Genomic DNA, 18,450 nt, shown 5'->3' with positions numbered 1-18,450 from the left:
CGATCGGAGGTGCGACCGGGCAGGTCAGGCGCGCCGCACGCCCGGCGGCCAGACGACCTTCACCGCCACGCCCAGCTCCCGGGCGTACGCCACGGCGTCGGCGGTGCCGCCGTGGCCGCGGGCGGGCTCGCCGTCCCACACCGCGACCAGCAGCTCGCACCCGCGCACCAGGAACTCGTTGGCCCGCTGGTATGCCTGCTCGCCGGAGACGGCGGCGGGCATCCGGTGCACCGCGGCGGCACCGGCCAGCAGCACGTCGTAGCGGGCCGCCGCCGTGGCGGACAGGTGCCGTCGGTAGTCCGCGGCCGGGACCACGACCTCGACCACGCCGCCCAGCTCGACGATGATCTGGGCGAACAGCTGGTCCGCACCGTCGGCCAGGCAGCTCAACCCGACCAGCGGCCCGTACGGCCGCAGCACGGCCCGCAGCCCGTCCGTGACGTACCGGGCCACCTCGGGAGTCAGGTCCCGGTGGCCCGTGACTGCGACCCGGGGCACCTCAGCTGCCCCAGATCGCCGTGGCCCACTCCGGGTGGTCGATGAACGGGTTGCGGTTGCCCTGCCAGTTGTCGTAGATGACCTGGTTGCGGCGCTTCTCGAACGTGTCCGGCGGGTCCTGCAGGTTCCACTGGAGCAGCAGCGACAGCTTGCCGAAGTAGGGCGCCGAGCCGTTGCCGACGACGTTGTTCAGCTCCAGGTTCGCGAAGCCGTCGTCGCCCTCGTACCGGATCGCCATGTACATCAGCATGCGGGCGACGTCGCCCTTGACCGCGTTGCGCGGCTCCCACGAGTCGGCGTCGGTGAAGTTGCCCGGTGCCTGGTTGGCGGCCGAGCCGCCGAGGTCGAAGTCCTTGTTGCCGCGGTCGGCGTTGACGGAGGCGTCCTCGGGCCGCAGGTGGTGCAGGTCGGTGCCGGGCCCGGTGGCGGTGCCGAAGTCGCCGTGCGACTTGGCCCAGACGTGCTCGCGGTTCCAGTCGTCCACGCCGTCACCGTGGGTGGCCTTGCTCTGCGAGCGGCCGCTGTAGATCAGGATCACGTTGTTGGCGTTGTTCGGGTCCTGGTCGGTCGCGCTCAACCCGTCCCACACCTGCGCGTAGGTCAGCTTCGTCTGCACCTTGATGATGTCGTGCAGCGCGGTGCGCAGCGCGGTGCCGCTCTTGCCGATCGCGTTGCGGTAGTACGTCGTGTCGTACGGCCCGGTGGAGGCGGTCGGGTTGGGGGTGGGCGACGGCGAGCCGCTGCCGGTGAGGCTCATCGCGCTCGGATCCTTGAGCCCGCCGTGCGCGAAGTACGCGGTCAGCGTGCCGGTGACCGTCACCGACCGGCCCATCAGCCCCGGGTTGGTCTGCAATCCGAACGAGCTGCGCCACGCCGCGGTGACCTGCACGTACAGCATCTTCGCGGTGCCGGTCTCGGCGGCGGTGTCGGCGATCGCGATCGCGGTGTCCGCGGTGAAGTTCGACCGGATGACGGTGCTGGTGGCGGTCGGCTGCCCGACGACGTATCCGGCGACCGTGGCGACCCGGCCGTCCTGGGCGGCGAGTGCGGCGGCGACGGTCAGCGGGGGAGCGGCCGATGCCGACACCGGGATGACGGCGACGACGACGGCCACGGCGACGGCGAGGATCGCTCCGAGTCGCCCGGGGTTGAGCGCGGGGGGCTTCATGGCAGCAGATGCTATGTGGTCGGGGGCCGCCACAGAAAGGGGTGTGACGCCGTCGTGCGCGCGATCGCCGCGATCTCGCGTCCATCCCGGAGCATCAGCTCGGTCGATGCGATCGGAGCGCCGAGGATGGCACTTCCTGGGAATCGCCTCGCCGCCCCCAGCGCCGGCCGCCGGTGCTCCGCGACGCCCTCGCCGGCGGCCGCCCGGACCGGTACGGCAGCGGCCGTCAGGTGAGCGGCTTGACCCAGCGCGACCACTGCGGCTGGGGCGCGTAGCCCGCCGCAGTCCACGCGGACGCGCCGAGCTCGTTGTCGACGAGCACCATCGCGTCCGAGCGCCGCCCGCCCAGCGCGGCGAACCGCTGCTCGGCCGCCGCGATCAGCGCGGTGCCGATGCCCTGCCGGCGGCGCTGCGGGTGCACCGCGAACCGGTAGAGATGGCAGCGCCACCCGTCCCACCCCGCGATCAGCGAACCCACGATCTCGTCGCCGTCGACGGCCAGCAGCAGCGCCTCCGGATCGCGGTCCAGCAGCAGCGTCACCGCGGTGGCGCTGTCCGCGCGGTCGGAGCCCATCGCGGCGGTCCGCCAGAAGGCGAGCACGGCGTCGATGTCGGCGGGTGCGGCGGCGCGCAGCGAGATTCCCATCGGCTGATCGTCGCAGCCGCCCCGCGACCTGCTGCGGGGCATCCACACCGGCTCCCGCCAGGCGGGAGGCCCCGGCGTGCGGCTCGCGGCCGGAAGGCCGGGCCGGGCAGGCCCTCAGCCTCGGGGCGACATCCGGTCCACGCGGCGGCGTACCGGCATGAAGGTGGGCGCCGGATCGGCGGTGAGGAAGTCGGCGACCAGGCGGGTGCACAGGTCGGGCTGCTCCAGCAGCAGCGTGTGCGAGGTGCCGGGCACGACGGCGAGCTGGGCGTCGGGCAGGCCGCGGTAGAGGGCGACCGTGTGCTCCAGGGAGACCGCGTCGTCGTCGCCGACCATGACCAGGGTGCGGCAGCCGACCGCGGCCAGGTCCGCTCCGGTCAGCAGGAGCGTGTCGGCCGACGCGGCGATCTTGTCGACGACGGCCGGGAAATGGCCGGGGCCGTCGGGCGAGACCTCGGCGTGCTGGTCGTGGATGACCTGCGGGATGTCGCGCGCCGCGGCCGGGGGGAGCAGCCAGCCGTCGCGGTGGAACGCCCCGCTGATGAGGACCAGGCGGTCGACCAGGTCGGGCCGCGCGATCGCGGTCATCAGCGCCACCACCGCGCCCGCGCTGTGCCCGACCAGCCGCACCCGCCCGGTGACCTGCTCCAGGAACGCGGCGGTGTCCTGTGCCATGAGCTGTGGGGTGATCGGGCCGCCGGGGTCGGCGGTGTGCCCGTGCCCGCGCCGCTCGGGCAGGTACAGCGTGAACCGGTCGGCCAGCGCGGCCAGGTTGCCGTCGAAGCAGCGCGAGTCGATCAGTGCTCCGTGCAGCAGCACCACCGGGTCTCCGCTGCCGCGCTCGGCGTACCAGGTGCGCACGCCGTTGGTGTGGACGTGGTGCTCCGCCATGCCGCAGAGCATGCCGGATCGGTGATCGTTCTGCTGACCCGCTTGCGGGCATAGGCCGTGAGGTGCATACTCAACTCGTTGGTTAAACAACCGAGCGGTTGAATAAGGAGGACGGGCTTGGATCAGCTCAGCGCGGTCTTCGCGGCGCTGGCCGACCCCACCCGCAGGGCGATCCTGGCCCGGCTGGCCGAGGGGGAGGCGACGGTCAACCAGCTCGCCGAGCCGTTCCCGATCAGCCTGCAGGCGGTCTCCAAGCACCTGAAGGTGCTGGAGCAGGCCGGGCTGATCACCCGCGGCAAGGACGCCCAGTGGCGCCCGTGCCGCCTGGAGGCCGCACCGCTGCGCGACGTCGCGGCCTGGGCCGACCGCTACCGGCGCTTCTGGGAAGCGCGTTACGACAGCTTGGACGACTACCTGCGGACCCTTCAGGGCAAGGCTTCGCCGACACAGGAGGACTGAGAGATGGACCTGGACGTCAAGGTGCAGGGCGACCTGGAGATCGTCATGACCCGCTCGTTCGACGCGCCGCTGGAGCTGGTGTGGGAGGCGCACACGAAGGTCGAGCACCTCAAGCACTGGTGGGCGCGCGGCCACGAGTGCGACGCGGAGCTCGACTTCCGGCCGGGCGGCACATGGCGCTTCGTCGAGCACGGCCCCGACGGCGAGCGGTGGGCCTTCCGGGGCGAGGTCCGCGAGATCGTGCCGTACGAGCTGATCGTGCAGACGTTCGAGTGGGAGGGCCTGCCGGGGCACATCTCGGTGGAGCGGCTGGAGTTCGCGTTCAAGGACGGCCGGACCGTCCTGACCGGCACCTCCACCTTCGCCAACCGGGAGGACCGCGACGGCATGGTCGCCTCCGGCATGGAGCACGGCGCCCGCGACTCCTACCGGGCCCTGGAGGAATACCTCAAGACGATGGCGTGACCGGCCGGTCCCGCCGGTGCCGGGCACCGGCGGGACCGCGCTAGACGAGCAGCTTGACCAGGGCGGCCAGGCCGATCACGACGATGAACGCGCGCAGTACGGCCGGGGGCAGGCGCCTGCCCCAGCGGCCGCCGACCAGCCCGCCGACGACCGAGCCGAGGGCCAGCAGGATCGCGGGCGGCCAGGCGACCATGCCCAGCGCGATGAACAGGATCGCGGCGACGCCGTTGACCAGGGCGGCGAGCACGTTCTTGATCCCGTTGACCCACTGCAGGTCGGTGGAGAGCAGCGTCCCGAGCAGCCCCAGCAGCAGCACGCCCTGGGCGGCGCCGAAGTAGCCGCCGTACACGCCGGCGCCGAAGACGCCCAGCAGCAGCGGCCAGCTCGCCCGCGCCCGGTCCTCGTGCTGGTGGGCGGCCAGCCGCCGGGCGAGCCACGGCTGCGCCACGACGAGCACCAGGGCTAGCGCGATCAGCACCGGGACGATGGCCTTGAACGCGCCGGGCGGCAGCTTGAGCAGCAGGACGCCGCCGGTCAGCGCGCCGAGCACGCTGGCGGTGCCCAGCCGCCGCAGCAGCGGGCCGTGGCCGGACAGGCCGTGGCGGTACGCGTACGCGCCCGACAGCGAGCCGGGCACCAGCCCGACGGTGTTGGAGACGTTGGCGACGACCGGCGGGTAGCCCAGCGCGAGCAGCACCGGGAAGGTGACGAGGGTGCCCGAGCCGACCACGGCGTTGATCGCCCCGGCGGCGAAGCCCGCGACCAGCACGGTCAGCGCCTGGACCAGGTTGAGGGTCATCTGCCGGCACCCGCCCTTCCCGCCCCCGCGGCTCGGGGCGACCTGGCGCAGCATAGATCCGCGCAGGGTGCGTCCCGGGCAGGTGCGGGATAGATCACGTCCGGGCGGCGGCCTTGCGGGCGCGGTACGCGCTGACGGCGGCGCGGTTGCCGCAGCCGGTGTCGCAGAAGCGCTTCGACCGGTTCTTCGACAGGTCCACCACCACGTTGCCGCAGCCGGGCAGCTCGCAGACGCGCAGGCGCCCGAGTTCGCCGCTGCGGACCACGTCGACGAAGGCCATCGCCGCCTCTACCGCGAGCCGGGCGACCAGCGGCGCGTCGGCGGGCGTGGCGTGCAGGTGGTACGGCCAGGAGTCGTGCCGGACCAGTTGGGGGAGGGCGTCGTACTCGCGCAGCATCCCGTTGACGATCGCCACGGTCTCGTCCTCGCCGACCTCCCAGATCCGGCGCAGCCGGGGCCGCAACTGCTGGACCGAGGCCAACTCGGCGGCGGTGTGCTCGCGTACGCCGGTGAACCCGTGCGTGTCGAGGAAGGCCTCCAGCGCGGCCAGGTCCGGCAGCTCCTCGGTGTCCGTGGCGGTGTTGACCAGCGCCGCCGCCGCGATCAACGCCACCTCGGTGTCATGAGCGAAAAGCACCTTGACTCCTTTCAACCTTCCGGCGTAGTGTCATCAGCATAGCCGCACTTTGCTCATTACGTGCGGCCCGATCGAGGTGACACTCATGCAGACGTCCATGCGTACCCAGAATTCCACCGGTCTCGGCCTAGGGCTCGCCGTGATCTCGGCGGCCTCCTTCGCCACGTCGGGCTCGTTCGCCCACTCCCTGCTCGACGCGGGCTGGTCGGCGACGGCCGCCGTGGCCATGCGCGTCGGCGTCGCCGCCCTGGTGCTGGTCGTGCCGACCCTGCTCGCGCTGCGCGGCAAGTGGCACGTGCTGCGCCGCAGCGCCACCTCCGTCACCGTGTACGGCCTGCTCGCCGTCGGCGGCGCCCAGGTCGGCTTCTTCAACGCGGTGCGCTACCTGCCGGTCGGCGTCGCGCTGCTGCTGGAGTACCTCGGCATCATCCTGGTGGTGTTCTGGATGTGGGCCGTGCACGGCCAGCGGCCGGGCCGGCTGACCGCGCTCGGGGCCGTGGCAGCCGTGGCCGGGCTGGTGCTGATCCTGGACCTCACCGGCGGCCGCTTCGAGCCGGTCGGCGTGCTGTGGGGCCTGGCCGCCGCCGTCGGCCTGGCCGCGTACTACGTGCTGTCGGCGCGGGTCGACGAGCAGCTGCCCTCGGTCGCCATGGCCAGCGGCGGCATGTCCGTCGGCGCGGTCATGCTGGTGCTGCTCGGCGCGGTCGGGCTGCTCCCGCTGCACGCCTCCTTCGGTGCGGTGGAGTTCGCGGGGCACCAGGTGAGCTGGTTGCTGCCGGTCGCCGGGCTGTCCCTGGTCGCCGCCGTGGTGTCGTACCTGTGCGGCATCGGTGCCGCGCGGATCCTGGGCGCGCGGATGTCCTCCTTCGCCGGGCTGACCGAGGTCCTGTTCGCGGTGCTGTTCGCCTGGCTGCTGCTGGACGAGCTGCCCACGCGCCTCCAGCTGCTCGGCGGGGTGCTGATCCTGGCCGGAGTGGTGCTGGTGCGCCTGGACGAGTCCCGCACCGCCGTTCCGGTCCCGGCTCCCGAACCGGAGCTGGCCGCCTCCCGCTCCTGACCCGCCACCCGCCGCCCGCCGCCCGCCGCCCGCCGCCCGCCGCCCGCCGCCCGCCGCCCGCTACCCGCCGCCCGCTGCCCGCCGCCCGCTGCCCGCTGCCCGCTACCCGCTACCCGTCGCAGCCGCGACGGGTGGCGGGCCCTTTTCGTGCAGTTTCGGGGAAAGTGCACGAAAGCGCGCCAAGATTCCTGCACTTTCCCCGAAACTGCACCGACCCGGCGACCCGGCGACCCGGCGGCGCGCGCGACGGGAGCGTGTCGAGTGGACGGTCGGCGGCGAATCGCCCTGGTGAAACAGCATTTCTGAAGAAGGTGGGCGGCGCTCGCGGCTCGTACGATCGGCCACGACCCCGGGCTGGTCGGCGGCCTGGGACCCGATCGCGGCGCTGGTCGCCGGGCCCAGGAGGCGGCGATGTCGCAGAGGTGGATCCGAGTCAACGGCGGCATCCTGTGCGCGCAGACGTTCGGCGCACCCGCCGACCCGGCACTGCTGCTGATCGCCGGTGCCGCCGCGCCGATGACGGCGTGGGAGGACGAGTTCTGCCAGGAGCTGGCCGCCGCCGGGCAATACGTGATCAGGTTCGACCACCGCGACACCGGCCGCTCCGGCGTCCGCCGCAGCCCGTCCACGCTGGCCGATCTGGCCGCCGACGCGCTCGGCCTGCTCGACGCGCTCGATCACAAGCGCGCCCACGTCGTCGGCGCGGCGATGGGCGGCATGGTCGCGCAGCTGCTCGCGCTGGACCATCCGGAGCGGGTCGCCTCGCTCGCCCTGATCTCCAGCAGCCTCGCCGCGCCCGGCGCCGACGACAGCGACCTGCCGCCGCCGTCGCGGCGGGTGCTCGGCGACCTGGACCGCGTGCCCCTGCCCGACTGGGACGACGCGGCCGCCGCCACGTCGTACCTGGTGGGGCTGGCCGCGATTCGGGCCGGGGTGGCGCGCGAGTTCGACGCGGCCGGGGCGCGGCGGATCGCCGAGCGGACCGTGGCGCACAGCGCCGACCTGGCCACCGCCCTGCGGCGGCATGGCGAACTCGACTACGGGCCGCCGTGGCGCAAGCGGCTGGGTGAGATCATGGCGCCGGTGCTGGTCGTGCACGGCGGATCCGATCCGGTGCTGCCGGTGGCGCACGCCTGGGCCCTGGCCCGCGCGCTGCCGCAGGTCGAGGTGCTGGTCATGCCCGAGGCCGGCCACGACCTGGACCGCGCCGACTGGCCGACCGTCATCCCGGCCCTACTGCGCCACACCACCCAGCCCTGACCGGCGCCGGTCCCTCACCCCTCGCCCCCGCCCCTGGCCCCTCGCCTCGATCCTGGCGGCGCCGAAGATCGCCGTTCCGGGACAGTACATTGTCGCTGAGCCAATCTTTCGACCGAAGACGCCGATCTTCGCCCGGCACAGCGGCGCGGTGACGCGGCCCGGCGCGGGGCAGCGCCGACGGAGGGTGGCGGGGTGGTACTACGGGTGTAGTTAAATTAATTTAGGTGAATGTTGCGTTGACGGCGGGATAGGTGCGACTCAATATTAGGAAAGTTTCCTAATAACAGGAGGGCACATGCGCAGCAGGATCCGCTCCCTTGCCGCAAGCCTCGCCGTCTGCCTAGGTGTCGCCGTAGCGCTGCCCGGCGCCGCGGCCGCCGCCCCCAACGGCCTGACGGCCACCTTCTCCAGCGTCAACAACGGCTCGTGGTTCCAGGACAAGTTCGTCGTCAACAACCCCACCACGGGCTCGATCACCGGCTGGACGCTGGAGTTCGACCTGCCCGCCGGGGTGACGATGAGCAATTTCTACAACGGCACCCCCACCCAGTCCGGCTCGCACGTGACCGTGGTCAACGCGCACTACAACGGCACGGTCGCCGCGGGGGCGAACACGGAGCCGTACAGCCCGTGGTTCATCGCCTACGGCTCCGGCGCCACCCCGCTGAACTGCCGGATCAACGGCAACAAGTGCGACGGCACGCCCGACCGGGCGCCCGGCGCGCCGACCGGCGTGACGGTGACCGGCCGCACCACCCGTACCGTGTCGCTGTCCTGGACCGCCGCGGCCGCGACCGACTTCCCGATCGCGGGCTACGACGTGCTCAGCGGCAGCACGGTCGTGGCGAGCGCCACCGGCACCTCGGCGACCGTCACCGGCCTGACCCCGAACACGGCCTACACCTTCACGGTGCGGGCCAAGGACACCCGGGGCAACCTGTCGGCCGTCAGCGGCGCGGTCACCGCGACCACGCTCAACCCCGCCGACGACACCACGCCGCCGAGCGTGCCGGGCAGCCTGCGCTCGACCGCCAAGTCGTCCACCTCGGTCACCCTGGCCTGGAACGCGGCCACCGACGCGAGCGGCATCGCCGGGTACGACGTCTACACCGGCTCCACCCTGCGCGCCACCAGCACCGGGCTCAGCGCGGTCGTCACCGGGCTGGCGCCCATGACGTCGTACACGTTCACGGTCAAGGCCCGCGACACCTACGACAACGCCTCGGCGGCGAGCAACGCGGTCGCCGTGACCACCGACGACGTGCTCAACGGCGGCTACGCCAAGGTCGGCTACTTCGTGCAGTGGGGCATCTACGGGCGGCAGTACTTCGTCCGCAACCTCGACACGAGCGGTTCGGCGGCGAAGCTGACCCACCTCAACTACGCCTTCGCCAACATCGACCCGGTCAACCTGACGTGCCTCCAGGGCGTCACCAAGGGCACCACCGCCAACCCGCAGGACCCCGACCAGGGCACCGGCGCCGGTGACGCCGACGCCGACTACGGCCGCCCGATGGCCGCCGCCCAGTCGGTCGACGGGGTCGCCGACACCGGCTGGGAGCCGCTGCGCGGCAACTACAACCAGCTGCGCAAGCTCAAGGTGAAGTACCCGAACCTGAAGGTGCTGATCTCGATCGGCGGCTGGACGTACTCGAAGTACTTCTCCGACGTGGCCGCCACGGCCGCCTCGCGGCAGAAGTTCGTCAGCTCCTGCCTGGACGTGTACATCAAGGGCAACCTGCCCGCCTACAACGGCGCGGGCGGGGCGGGCAGCGCCGCGAACATCTTCGACGGCATCGACCTCGACTGGGAGTGGCCGGGCGCCGAGGGGCACCCGGGCAACCACGTCAGCGCCGCCGACAAGGCCAACAACACGCTGCTGCTGGCCGAGTTCCGCCGCCAGCTCGACGCGCTGGGCGCCACCACCGGCAAGCGCTACCTGCTGACCGCGTTCACCCCGGCCGACCCGGCCAAGGTCGCGGCCGGCTGGGACGTCAGCCCGACCGGGGTGTTCCAGTCGCTGGACTTCGCCAACGTGCAGGGCTACGACTTCCACGGGTCCGGTTCGGACAACTCGTGGGAGCCCAACCGCACCGGCCACCAGGCCAACCTGTACCGCGACGCGCAGGACCCGTACTCGTTCGAGTTCAGCGTGGAGAAGGCGATCGCGACGTACACCGGCGCCGGGGTGAGCCCGCGGCGGCTGACCATCGGCATGGCGTTCTACGGCCGCGGCTGGCAGGGCGTGGCCGCGGGCGGGGCCAACGGCGAGTGGCAGACGGCCACCGGCGCGGCGCCGGGCCAGTTCGCCGAGGAGGCGGGCACCCGCGGGTACGCCAACCTGATCGCGGGCGTGCCGGGCTGCACGGTGTACCACGACACGCAGTCGGTGTCGACGTACTGCTACACCGGGGCGGGCGGCCAGTGGTGGTCGTTCGACGACACCTGGTCCATCGGCCAGAAGACCGCCTGGCTCAAGCAGAAGGGCCTGCTCGGCGGCATGATCTGGGAGATGTCCGGCGACACCGCCGCCGGCACCCTGATGACCGCCCTCAACTCCGGCCTGTGATGACTCCCGCCGGCCGCGGCCGCCCCTGCCCGGGCGACCGCGGCCAGCGGGCCAAGATCGGCCAAGTTGCCGGGCGATCGGGCGTATCTTGTGAGGTCATACGCCCGATTGCCCGGCAACTTGCGCGATCTTCGCGCGGCGCGGGTGCGTGACAATCAGATCAAATCGGTTTTATCTGGTATGCGACGATCGTCTCGCGCTGCTGGAGGACCGCCGTGCCCACCACCGTCAGGAGTCTGGCCGCCGCGGCGGCCGCGCTGCTCGCCTCGCTCCTTCCCGGACTGCCCGCCGCGGCCGCGCCCGGCGTCACCGTGCTCTACTGGGGCCTGAGCAACCCGCGCGGCCTGGCCTTCGACGCCGACGGCGACCTGTACGTCGTCGAGGCCGGACGCGGCGCCGACGGTGCCGCCGACCCGGTCTGCCTGCCCCGGCCGCAGGGCGAGGGCTGCTTCGGGCCCACCGGCGCGGTCGGCCGCCTGACCCCCGACGGCTACGAGCGCCTGGTCACCGGCCTGCCGTCGCTGGCCGGACCGGACGGCACCGAGGCGATCGGCCCGACCGACATCGCGTTCACCAGGCACGGCCACAGCCTGCTCACCATCGGCCTGAGCGAGGACCCGAAGGTGCGCGCCGAGCTGCCCGCCCCCGGCCAGCTCATGGGCGGCCTGTTCACGCTGCGCCGCGACCCGAAGTCGTGGCTGACCCTCAGCCTGTACCCGGAACTCGTCGCCGACGTCGCCGGGTACGAGGCACTGGCCAACCCGGACCGGGGCGAGGTCGACAGCAACCCGCAGTCGGTGGCCTACGACCCCGAGGGCGCCGTGGTCTCCGACGCGGGTGCCAACGCGCTGTTCCACGTCGACCCGGACGGCGCCGTGTCGACGCTGGCGGTGCTGCCCAACCGCGAGGCGGTCGCCCCGCCGAGCTTCGGCCTGCCGCCGGGCACCACGGTCGGCATGCAGACCGTGCCGATGGGCGTGGCCGTGCACGGCGGCGCCTACTACGTCGTCGAGCTGACCGGCTCGCCGTTCCCGACCGGCGGGGCCCGGGTCTGGCGCATCGTGCCCGGTCAGGCCCCCGCCGTGTACGCCGAAGGCCTGACCGCCGCCGTCGACCTGGCGTTCGGCCCCGACGGCTCGCTCTACGTCCTGGAGTTCACCCACACCTCGATGTTCGGCCCGGGGCGGGGCATCGGCGCCCTGATGCGCGTCCGGCATGCGGGCGCCACTCCTGAGCTGGTGCTCGACGACATCAACTTCCCGGGCGGGCTGACCATCCGGGGCGGGAGCGCGTTCCTGACCGACTGCTCCACCTGCGCCACCGGCGGCCGTGTCCTCAAGGTCACCCTCCCGCGCTAGAAGAGTCGTAAGGAAGGGCACCTTCTTATCTCATTGCGAGGTAGAAGGTGCCCTTCTTGACGCACAGCCCCGAGGTGCGGGGCGGGCGGGTCAGGCGGCGCGGGCGTACAGGTCGGTGCGGACCCGGGCGGCCGGGTTGCCGAAGGCGACCATGCGGGTCAGGCGGGTGCCGATCGGCGTGTGGTGCACGATCGAGGCCATCGTCCGCTTGGCGGCGTCGGCGAACCGGCTGCCGCTGCCCAGCGCCCCCTTGGCCTGCAACTGCTGGAACTTGATCACGCGCCCGATGTCGGCGGTACGCGGCCCGGTGTACGCCGCGAGCGCCGACGCCGGCACCACCGCGTCCGGTCCGGACCGCTCCGCCTGCTCCAGCGCCGCCAGCAGCACCGGATGGGCCAGCACCGCGTCCTGCAGCGCCAGGTTCACGCCCTGGGCGCCCAGCGGGCTGTGCGTGTGCGCGGCGTCGCCGATGAACAGCAGCCCGTCGCGGGCCCACTCGCGGGCCGTACCGCAGAACACGTCCAGCAGGCTCAGGTCCTTCAGCGCGCGCACGTGCTCGCGGATGCCGTCGGCGTAGTCCGGCGCGGCCCGGCACAGGTCGTCGCGGAACTGCGCGAACGGCTGCGCCGCGAGCTGCTTGTATCCGCCGTGCGGCAGCGCCCAGCCGAGCTGCAACCCGGGCGGGGCGCCGTAGTGGACCAGCATCCGGCCGCCGCCGCCCCGGATGGTGACCGCGCGCGGCGGCTCGCCCTGCACCGGGATCTTGAACCAGAGCAGGTCGAAGTCGAAGACGTCGCGCCGGTCGTACGGCACGCCGCTGAGCTGCCGCGTCTTGGAGAACCGGCCGTCGGCGCCGACCACGCACCGGGCCCGGATCACGGTGCGGCCCTGCGGGCCGGTCACCACCGCGCCGCGTACCGTGCCGCCGTCGGAGACCAGCTCGGTGATCTTCGTGCCGGCCAGGTAGCGGAACCCGGCCCGCCCCTCGCACTCGGCCAGCAGCTCGGCCAGCACGTGCTGCTGCGGCAGCGCCAGCATGTAGTTGTACGCCCCCGGCAGGTTGCGGTAGTCGACCCACAGCACCGCACGGCCGCCGCTGTACAGCTGGAACCGGTCGTGCACGTGGCTGCCGCGCCCGCGCGCCGCGGCCAGCACCCCGAGCTCGTCGAGCACGGCCAGGCCGCCCGGTTGCAGGATCTCGCCCCGGTATTCCCGGTCCAGCGACGAGGCCTTCTCCACCACGGTCACCGCCACGCCCGAGCGCGACAGCAGCAGCGCCAGCGTCAGCCCGGCCGGGCCCCCGCCGATCACGCACACATCGGTGGACCATTCGTCGGTATCGGTCACGATCGCCTCCTTCGGCTCCCACGGTCGCAACCGGCCGCTCAAGCCGGGCTGGAGACACGCTGGAGAGCGCACCAGGTTGCGCCGAACCGGCCACCACGGTGCCCCGGCCAGGGCACATTGGTCTTGGGAGAGGAGCCCTACATGGACCAGATGACCACCGCGCCCGCTTCGGCGCAGGAGCAGGACCACCCCGGCCCGGTGACCGCCCGCTGGAAAACCGAGCGGGACCGGCTCGACGCGGAGATCGCCGAGCGCGGCGTCGACTGGGACCAGCCCCGGTCGATCTACTGGAACGCCGCGTGCGGCCCGGAGGCGGGCGCCGACTTCGCCGCCATCCGCGCCCGGGTGCGCCGCTACGCCGACTTCGCGCCCACCTTCGAGGCGGTCGCACGCCGCCGCGAGGCCCGCGCGGCGGCCGCCGACGCCGCCGGCGACCTGATCACCTCGCGCGACAACCACTACATGGCGGCGCTGCACTGGGGTGCGGCGCAGTGGCCGATCCACGCCGACGACGAGGTCAACCGCTTCTACCACCGGCGCAAGCGCGACTGCTTCCGCCGTTACGCCGAGCTGGCCGACCACCGCATGGAGCAGGTGACGATCCCGTTCGAGGGCCACCACCTGCCCGCCTGGTTCCACCTGCCGCCCGGGTACACCGGCGGGCAGGTTCCGACCGTGATCGCGGTGCCCGGCATGGACAGCTTCAAGGAGGCGACCGTCGCCCTGTACGGCGACCGCTTCCTCAGCCGCGGGTACGCCGTGCTGGCGATGGAGGGCCCCGGCCAGTACGAGGCGCGGATGCTCGGCGTGCCGATGACCGTGGAAGGCTGGACCAGGGCGGGCACCGCCTGCGTGGACTGGCTGCTGCACCGGCCCGAGGTCGACCCGGACAGGATCGTGCTCAGCGGGATCAGCTTCGGCTCGTTCGCGGGCACGCTCGCGGCGGCCTACGAGCCGCGGCTGCGCGCCTGCGCGGTGATGAACGTCTGCCACCAGCCCGGCTGGAAGTCGGCGTTCGGCAAGGCGTCGCCGACGTACAAGATGCGCTTCATGTACATGTCGGGCCACACCGACGAGGCCGAGTTCGACCGGTTCGCCAGGTCGCTCGACCTGAGCGCGCACGTGGACCGGCTGGCGATGCCGTACCTGGTGGCGGCGGGCGAGCGCGACGAGCTGAGCCCGATCGAGCACACCCGCAAGCTGCTGAGGTCGGTGCCCGGTCCGAAGCGCTTCGTGGTGTACCAGGACTCGCGCCACTCCATCGGCGGGGTGCCCTCGACCAACCTGGGCCCGTTCGCGCCGACGCTGGTCGCCGACTGGATCTCCGCGCGGCTGCGCGGCGAGGAGTTCACCAGCGAGGAGTGGTACATCGACGCCTCCGGCAAGGTGACCCCGTCGGCCCTGAACTGAGCCCGCTGACCGCGGGTGGAGAAGGGCACCTTCTACGTCGCAGCGCGATGAGAAGGTGCCCTTCCTGACGCCTTGTCAGCGGAAGATGGCGATGGGGTTGAGGACGAGGTGGCCGGTCGCGGCGTCCCAGCCCTGCACGGTCCCCAGGCAGCGGGCCCAGAACTGTTCCTCGGGCACCTCGTCGCGCAGCCCGGTGTTGGCGCAGCGCAGCCGGATGCGGGCCGCGCTCTCGCCGGAGGCGCCGTCGCCGTAGGTGGCCAGCAGGGTGGTGTGGCGCTCGGAGCCGAGGGCCGGTTCGGGGCGGAACACGCCGCGGACCAGCACGTACGCCCCGCCGCCGAGCTGGCTGAGCTTGATGCGCGAGCGGCCCATCGGCGCGTTGCGGCTCGGCACGACCGCCAGCCGCTCCAGGTCGACCTGGACCAGGTCGTCGGCGAGCACGTCCATCATGATGCCGATGACCGTGATCGGTTCGGCGACCTCCAGGTACTTGCGGAACTCCTCGCGGTTGCGCTCCATGCTGGCGCCGAACTTCACCATCGGCACGTCGCCGTCGGCGCCGACCCGGCGGCGGCTGCCGACCTTGGCCTGCACCTCCTGCTCCAGCGCGCCCTGGTACTTGTACTGGTACAGGTCCATCACGGACTTGTCGTGCAGGTAGAAGCTCAGGTACGGCGGCCGCCGGGTGCCGCGCCTGCGGTCGGACAGCTGCACCACCAGCACGACCACCGCGACCACCACCGCCAGCACCGTGCCCAGCCACACCAGCAGCCACGGCCACCAGACGCTCCACCACAGGTCAGCAGCCACGGATCTCCTTGAACGCGGTCAGCAGGGAGGTGGCGCCCGCGTCGACGGCGAAACCGCCGGTGGTGCGGGCGACGCGATCGAGATCGGCGCGGTCGGCCTCGCCGTACGCGATCGCGTAGGTTCGCACCGGGGTGTCGCGCAGAGCGGGCAGCAGCCGGTCGAGGCTGATCCCGGCGTTGTTCTCGCCGTCGGTCATCAGCACGATCGACACCTGCTGGCGCGGGTCCTCGCGGCGCATCGCGGCGGCGCGGTCGTACGCATGGTCCAGCGCCGACCACACCGCCGTGCTGTCGTCGAAGGAGTCCACGTCCAGCCAGGACCGCAGCGTGTCCAGGTCGGCTGGGGAGTTCACGACCAGGTCGCGCTCGTCCAGCACCCGGCCGCCGAACCGGATCACGGTGAACCGCTCGCCGCGGAAGATCCGGCCGAACTTGCCGCCGGAGCTGCGGTCGGCCCCGGCCAGCGCCGCGAACGCCTCGCGCAGCGCCGCGATGCGCCGCCCCCGCATCGAACCGGAGAAGTCGAGGGTGAACACGACCCTGGTCGGGGTGTGCAGGGCCGGGTCGGCGTACCGGTCGAGCAGCCGGTCGACGACCTCCTTGGCGTCGGGGTAGTACAGCGCGTTGCCCATCGACGCGGCCAGGCGCGGGTCGCGGGCCACGGTCGGGTCGACCGGGCGCCGCAGCGTCCGCTCCATGATCTGCCGCTGGGCGGCGGGCGACCTCAGCCAGGCCACGGCGGTGTCGTACGCCTCGCGCTGGGCCGGGTCGAGCAGCAGCAGCGGGTAGTCGGAGATGACCAGCCCGTCCTGCGGGTACACCAGCTCCAGCGGCTCGGGCAGCCGGCCGCTGGCGTTGAGGGCCAGCAGCGCCGACTCGTAGTTGACGACGGCGTCCAGGTCGGCCCGGTGCGCGACGAACTGGTCGACCAGCGCGGCCGAGTCGGGTGCGCTCACGGTGTGGCCGGTGAAGAAGCCGCGCAGCCGGTCGCAGGTCACGTCCTCGGGGCGCAGCGCGCCGCCGTGGCCCGCGGCGGCGGTGGCCACGCCGATCAGCGCGGCCAGGCCGCTGTTGGACCGGCGCGGGTCGGCCATGGCGAAGCGCAGCGACCCGGTGGCGGCGCTGTCGGCCAGGTCGGCCCAGGACACCTGCTGGTCGGGGGTTGCCGCGCGCAGCGCCCGCGCCGCGGCCGGGGTGACGCCGACCGCGACCGGCGAGGTCATGATGCTGGTGCTCAGCGGCGGAGCGCCGGTGTACCCGCCGGCCGCGAGCTTGAGCCGGAAGTACCGGTCGGACGACAGCCAGGCCAGATCGTGGTGGTACGCCCCCGGGTCGAGCGCGTTGGCGGCGTCGACGGTGCCGGTGAGGTCGAGCTGGAGCTCGACACCGGTCTGCGCGCGCAGCTCGTCGAGGATCGGCCGCATGTCGGCCAGCTCGGCGCTGGCCAGCACCCGCAGCACCCGCCGGGGCGGGTCGCCGCCGGTGCAGCCCGCCACGGTGCCCAGCAGCAGGCACGCCGCGAGCAGGCCGCGGCCGAGCCGCGTCCCGGGCCCGCCGCGCCGCGCCGGGATGCCGCGCCTCACGGGCAGCCCCCGGTCACCTTGATCATCTCTTCGAACAGCGGCAGCTCGGGCAGCACGGCCTTGGTGTCGTTGCCCCCGAACTCCGGCACCTGGACGCCCTGGCCGGCCAGGTGCTGCGCCAGCGGCAGGCTCTCGGTGACCGCGTCGGGCGCCAGCACCCGGAAACCCAGCTCGACGGCGCGGCGGCGCAGGTCCGGGTCCTCGGTGACCAGGCGGCTGAGCCGGTCGCCCTGCGGGTTCAGTGCGATCAGCTGCGGCTGGGTGAGGAAGTTGGTGTCCGGGTAGAGCAGCACCCGGCTGTCGTCGACGTGGCCGGTGTGCGCCTTCTGGCCCATCTGGTACGACAGGAACTGGTGCTCGTAGACCACGATCACCGGTGCCGAGCCCTTGCCCTCCGGGGTGATGTACGGCCGGAACAGGTCGGCGCCGGGCAGGCCCTGCGCGGTCACCAGCGGCTTGATCTTCTGGGCCAGCGCGGTCGCCTCGGCCAGGTCGCGCGGCACCCGGTTGCCGTTGCTCACGAACGCGACCAGCCCCATGTAGGTGCCCGACGAGTTCGACGAGCACACGTTGGGGGAGTGGGCCAGCACCGCGTTGCCGTTGGAGACGTCGAACCTCTTGAGCCCGAGCTTGTTCCACGTCATGGCCGGATCGGCGGCGGCGGCGAGGAACTTCGCCAGGTCGAGGGAGTAGTACAGCGAGTGCCCCTCCGGCGCGCCGGCCAGCGGTGTGGCGATCTTCGCGGCCTCCAGCGTCTGCGCGTACTCCCGGTAGGTGGCCAGCACGATGGGGCTGGTGAAGGGCCGGTAGACCCGGGTGTAGGCGGGCGGGGACTGGCTCTGGCGCTGGGCGATGATCAGGTCGGCCGAGGGCTGGCCGGACGGGAAGACCACGTCGTAGCCCGCGAGTTCGTGCAGCGCCACGTCGCGCGAGCCGGTACGGGTGACGTGCACCTGGAGGTGGTGGCGCATCAGCAGGCGCTTGACCTCGGGGTCCTCGAAGAAGTCGCCCTTGGAGGCCATCTTGCCCTCCAGCACCGTGGTCTGCTCGAACGGCAGCAGCAGGTTGCCCGACGGCACCAGCGCCGCCAGACCGGCGATCACGCAGGCCAGCGCCGCCCCGAACGGCACCAGGAAGCGGCGCCGCAGCCCGAAGGGCGCGGGACGGCTCCGGACCGCCAGCGACGGCTCCGCCACGGTGGTGCTGCCGACCGGCACGACAGTCTCCATTGGACTCGATGCGGGCTGTCCATGTGCGAGCTTCGATGGTAGTGGCCGCGCGCCAGGCATGGACAGACAGATCACGAACAGTCGGTTGCGCGGCGTGGGCCGCGCCACGGCCAGTGGGCGTCGGCAGTGGACGCCGCCACCGCCGTACCGCGAATGACGATCTTCGGCAATCGCTCTCCCATGATCGCCTCAGAATCTTTTCAGCCGTCGATGAATCTCGAATGCTGCCCCCGGCAACAAATAGCCTGGCCAGCGCCCTTGTCTA

The 18,450-nt window shown here is 72.6% G+C and carries 17 protein-coding genes; 7 read left to right on the top strand and 10 right to left on the bottom strand.

The annotated features are described in order from the left end of the window. Window positions 1–24: 24 nt before the first annotated feature. The 4 genes from Cs7R123_RS07135 to Cs7R123_RS07120 form a co-directional block, all read right to left on the bottom strand. Window positions 25–498, bottom strand: coding sequence for a hypothetical protein (locus Cs7R123_RS07135; protein WP_212824436.1), 474 nt, complete (start codon window positions 496–498; stop codon window positions 25–27). A 1-nt stretch (window position 499) separates the two neighbouring features. After that, window positions 500–1,666, bottom strand: a complete 1,167-nt coding sequence (locus Cs7R123_RS07130; protein ID WP_212824434.1) for an endonuclease — start codon at window positions 1,664–1,666, stop codon at window positions 500–502. A gap of 226 nt (window positions 1,667–1,892) precedes the next feature. Then, complete coding sequence (locus tag Cs7R123_RS07125; protein ID WP_212824432.1) at window positions 1,893–2,312, bottom strand: GNAT family N-acetyltransferase; 420 nt, start codon at window positions 2,310–2,312, stop codon at window positions 1,893–1,895. A gap of 114 nt (window positions 2,313–2,426) precedes the next feature. After that, window positions 2,427–3,203, bottom strand: a complete 777-nt coding sequence (locus Cs7R123_RS07120) for an alpha/beta fold hydrolase (RefSeq protein WP_212824430.1) — start codon at window positions 3,201–3,203, stop codon at window positions 2,427–2,429. A gap of 117 nt (window positions 3,204–3,320) precedes the next feature. On the opposite strand from Cs7R123_RS07120, the gene Cs7R123_RS07115 reads away from it, so the two are divergent. Both Cs7R123_RS07115 and Cs7R123_RS07110 read left to right on the top strand, forming a co-directional pair. Then, window positions 3,321–3,662: a helix-turn-helix transcriptional regulator gene (locus Cs7R123_RS07115; protein WP_244871662.1), complete on the top strand. Its 342-nt coding sequence runs from the start codon at window positions 3,321–3,323 to the stop codon at window positions 3,660–3,662. Window positions 3,663–3,665: 3 nt separating this feature from the next. Then, a complete protein-coding gene (locus Cs7R123_RS07110; protein ID WP_212824428.1) occupies window positions 3,666–4,127 on the top strand; it encodes an SRPBCC family protein in 462 nt (153 codons plus the stop codon). A gap of 40 nt (window positions 4,128–4,167) precedes the next feature. On the opposite strand, the gene Cs7R123_RS07105 is transcribed toward Cs7R123_RS07110, so the two are convergent. Together Cs7R123_RS07105 and Cs7R123_RS07100 are read right to left on the bottom strand one after the other, a co-directional pair. Beyond that, a complete protein-coding gene (locus Cs7R123_RS07105) occupies window positions 4,168–4,926 on the bottom strand; it encodes a sulfite exporter TauE/SafE family protein (RefSeq protein WP_212824426.1) in 759 nt (252 codons plus the stop codon). A 94-nt stretch (window positions 4,927–5,020) separates the two neighbouring features. After that, entirely contained in the window at window positions 5,021–5,563 is a 543-nt protein-coding gene (locus Cs7R123_RS07100; RefSeq protein ID WP_212824425.1) for a CGNR zinc finger domain-containing protein, read from the bottom strand. 97 nt (window positions 5,564–5,660) lie between these two features. Here Cs7R123_RS07100 and Cs7R123_RS07095 point away from each other — a divergent pair, with 97 nt between their 5' ends. The 4 genes from Cs7R123_RS07095 to Cs7R123_RS07080 all read left to right on the top strand — a co-directional run bounded on the left by Cs7R123_RS07095 (window position 5,661) and on the right by Cs7R123_RS07080 (window position 11,807). Next, on the top strand, window positions 5,661–6,620 hold the full coding sequence (locus Cs7R123_RS07095; protein WP_212824423.1) for a DMT family transporter: 960 nt from the start codon (window positions 5,661–5,663) through the stop codon (window positions 6,618–6,620). A gap of 411 nt (window positions 6,621–7,031) precedes the next feature. After that, a complete protein-coding gene (locus Cs7R123_RS07090) occupies window positions 7,032–7,880 on the top strand; it encodes an alpha/beta fold hydrolase (protein WP_212824421.1) in 849 nt (282 codons plus the stop codon). 295 nt (window positions 7,881–8,175) lie between these two features. Then, complete coding sequence (locus Cs7R123_RS07085; RefSeq protein ID WP_212824419.1) at window positions 8,176–10,449, top strand: glycosyl hydrolase family 18 protein; 2,274 nt, start codon at window positions 8,176–8,178, stop codon at window positions 10,447–10,449. Between the two features lie 215 nt (window positions 10,450–10,664). After that, window positions 10,665–11,807, top strand: a complete 1,143-nt coding sequence (locus Cs7R123_RS07080; RefSeq protein ID WP_212824417.1) for a ScyD/ScyE family protein — start codon at window positions 10,665–10,667, stop codon at window positions 11,805–11,807. 90 nt (window positions 11,808–11,897) lie between these two features. On the opposite strand, the gene Cs7R123_RS07075 is transcribed toward Cs7R123_RS07080, so the two are convergent. Further along, on the bottom strand, window positions 11,898–13,154 hold the full coding sequence (locus Cs7R123_RS07075) for an FAD-dependent monooxygenase (RefSeq protein ID WP_212824415.1): 1,257 nt from the start codon (window positions 13,152–13,154) through the stop codon (window positions 11,898–11,900). A gap of 141 nt (window positions 13,155–13,295) precedes the next feature. Here Cs7R123_RS07075 and Cs7R123_RS07070 point away from each other — a divergent pair, with 141 nt between their 5' ends. Continuing rightward, a complete protein-coding gene (locus Cs7R123_RS07070; RefSeq protein ID WP_212824413.1) occupies window positions 13,296–14,564 on the top strand; it encodes a S9 family peptidase in 1,269 nt (422 codons plus the stop codon). Between the two features lie 75 nt (window positions 14,565–14,639). Here Cs7R123_RS07070 and Cs7R123_RS07065 read toward each other — a convergent pair whose 3' ends face one another. From Cs7R123_RS07065 to Cs7R123_RS07055, 3 genes are read right to left on the bottom strand one after another with little or no spacing between them, the layout of a single operon-like run. Then, window positions 14,640–15,374, bottom strand: coding sequence for a hypothetical protein (locus tag Cs7R123_RS07065; RefSeq protein WP_212824411.1), 735 nt, complete (start codon window positions 15,372–15,374; stop codon window positions 14,640–14,642). After that, a complete protein-coding gene (locus Cs7R123_RS07060; RefSeq protein ID WP_244871661.1) occupies window positions 15,364–16,956 on the bottom strand; it encodes a VWA domain-containing protein in 1,593 nt (530 codons plus the stop codon). Before Cs7R123_RS07060 ends, Cs7R123_RS07065 begins: the two co-directional genes overlap by 11 nt. Then, the gene (locus tag Cs7R123_RS07055) at window positions 16,953–18,173 is read right to left on the bottom strand and encodes a hypothetical protein (protein WP_212824409.1); all 1,221 of its coding nucleotides are present in this window, start codon (window positions 18,171–18,173) and stop codon (window positions 16,953–16,955) included. The genes Cs7R123_RS07060 and Cs7R123_RS07055 overlap by 4 nt, the downstream gene beginning before the upstream one ends. Between the last annotated feature and the right edge of the window lie 277 nt (window positions 18,174–18,450).

This window comes from Catellatospora sp. TT07R-123, assembly GCF_018327705.1.
Lineage (GTDB): Bacteria > Actinomycetota > Actinomycetes > Mycobacteriales > Micromonosporaceae > Catellatospora.
Note: the sequence above shows the minus strand (reverse complement) of the source record. Positions and strands in the feature narration are given on the sequence as shown.

Excerpts from the sequence above, each read along its gene's own strand:
- Cs7R123_RS07130 (WP_212824434.1), bottom strand. The coding sequence starts at position 1,666 with ATGAAGCCCCCCGCGCTCAACCCCGGGCGACTCGGAGCGATCCTCGCC.
- Cs7R123_RS07090 (WP_212824421.1), top strand. The coding sequence starts at position 7,032 with ATGTCGCAGAGGTGGATCCGAGTCAACGGCGGCATCCTGTGCGCGCAG.
- Cs7R123_RS07105 (WP_212824426.1), bottom strand. The coding sequence starts at position 4,926 with ATGACCCTCAACCTGGTCCAGGCGCTGACCGTGCTGGTCGCGGGCTTC.
- Cs7R123_RS07070 (WP_212824413.1), top strand. The coding sequence starts at position 13,296 with ATGGACCAGATGACCACCGCGCCCGCTTCGGCGCAGGAGCAGGACCAC.
- Cs7R123_RS07085 (WP_212824419.1), top strand. The coding sequence starts at position 8,176 with ATGCGCAGCAGGATCCGCTCCCTTGCCGCAAGCCTCGCCGTCTGCCTA.
- Cs7R123_RS07120 (WP_212824430.1), bottom strand. The coding sequence starts at position 3,203 with ATGGCGGAGCACCACGTCCACACCAACGGCGTGCGCACCTGGTACGCC.
- Cs7R123_RS07095 (WP_212824423.1), top strand. The coding sequence starts at position 5,661 with ATGCGTACCCAGAATTCCACCGGTCTCGGCCTAGGGCTCGCCGTGATC.
- Cs7R123_RS07110 (WP_212824428.1), top strand. The coding sequence starts at position 3,666 with ATGGACCTGGACGTCAAGGTGCAGGGCGACCTGGAGATCGTCATGACC.
- Cs7R123_RS07125 (WP_212824432.1), bottom strand. The coding sequence starts at position 2,312 with ATGGGAATCTCGCTGCGCGCCGCCGCACCCGCCGACATCGACGCCGTG.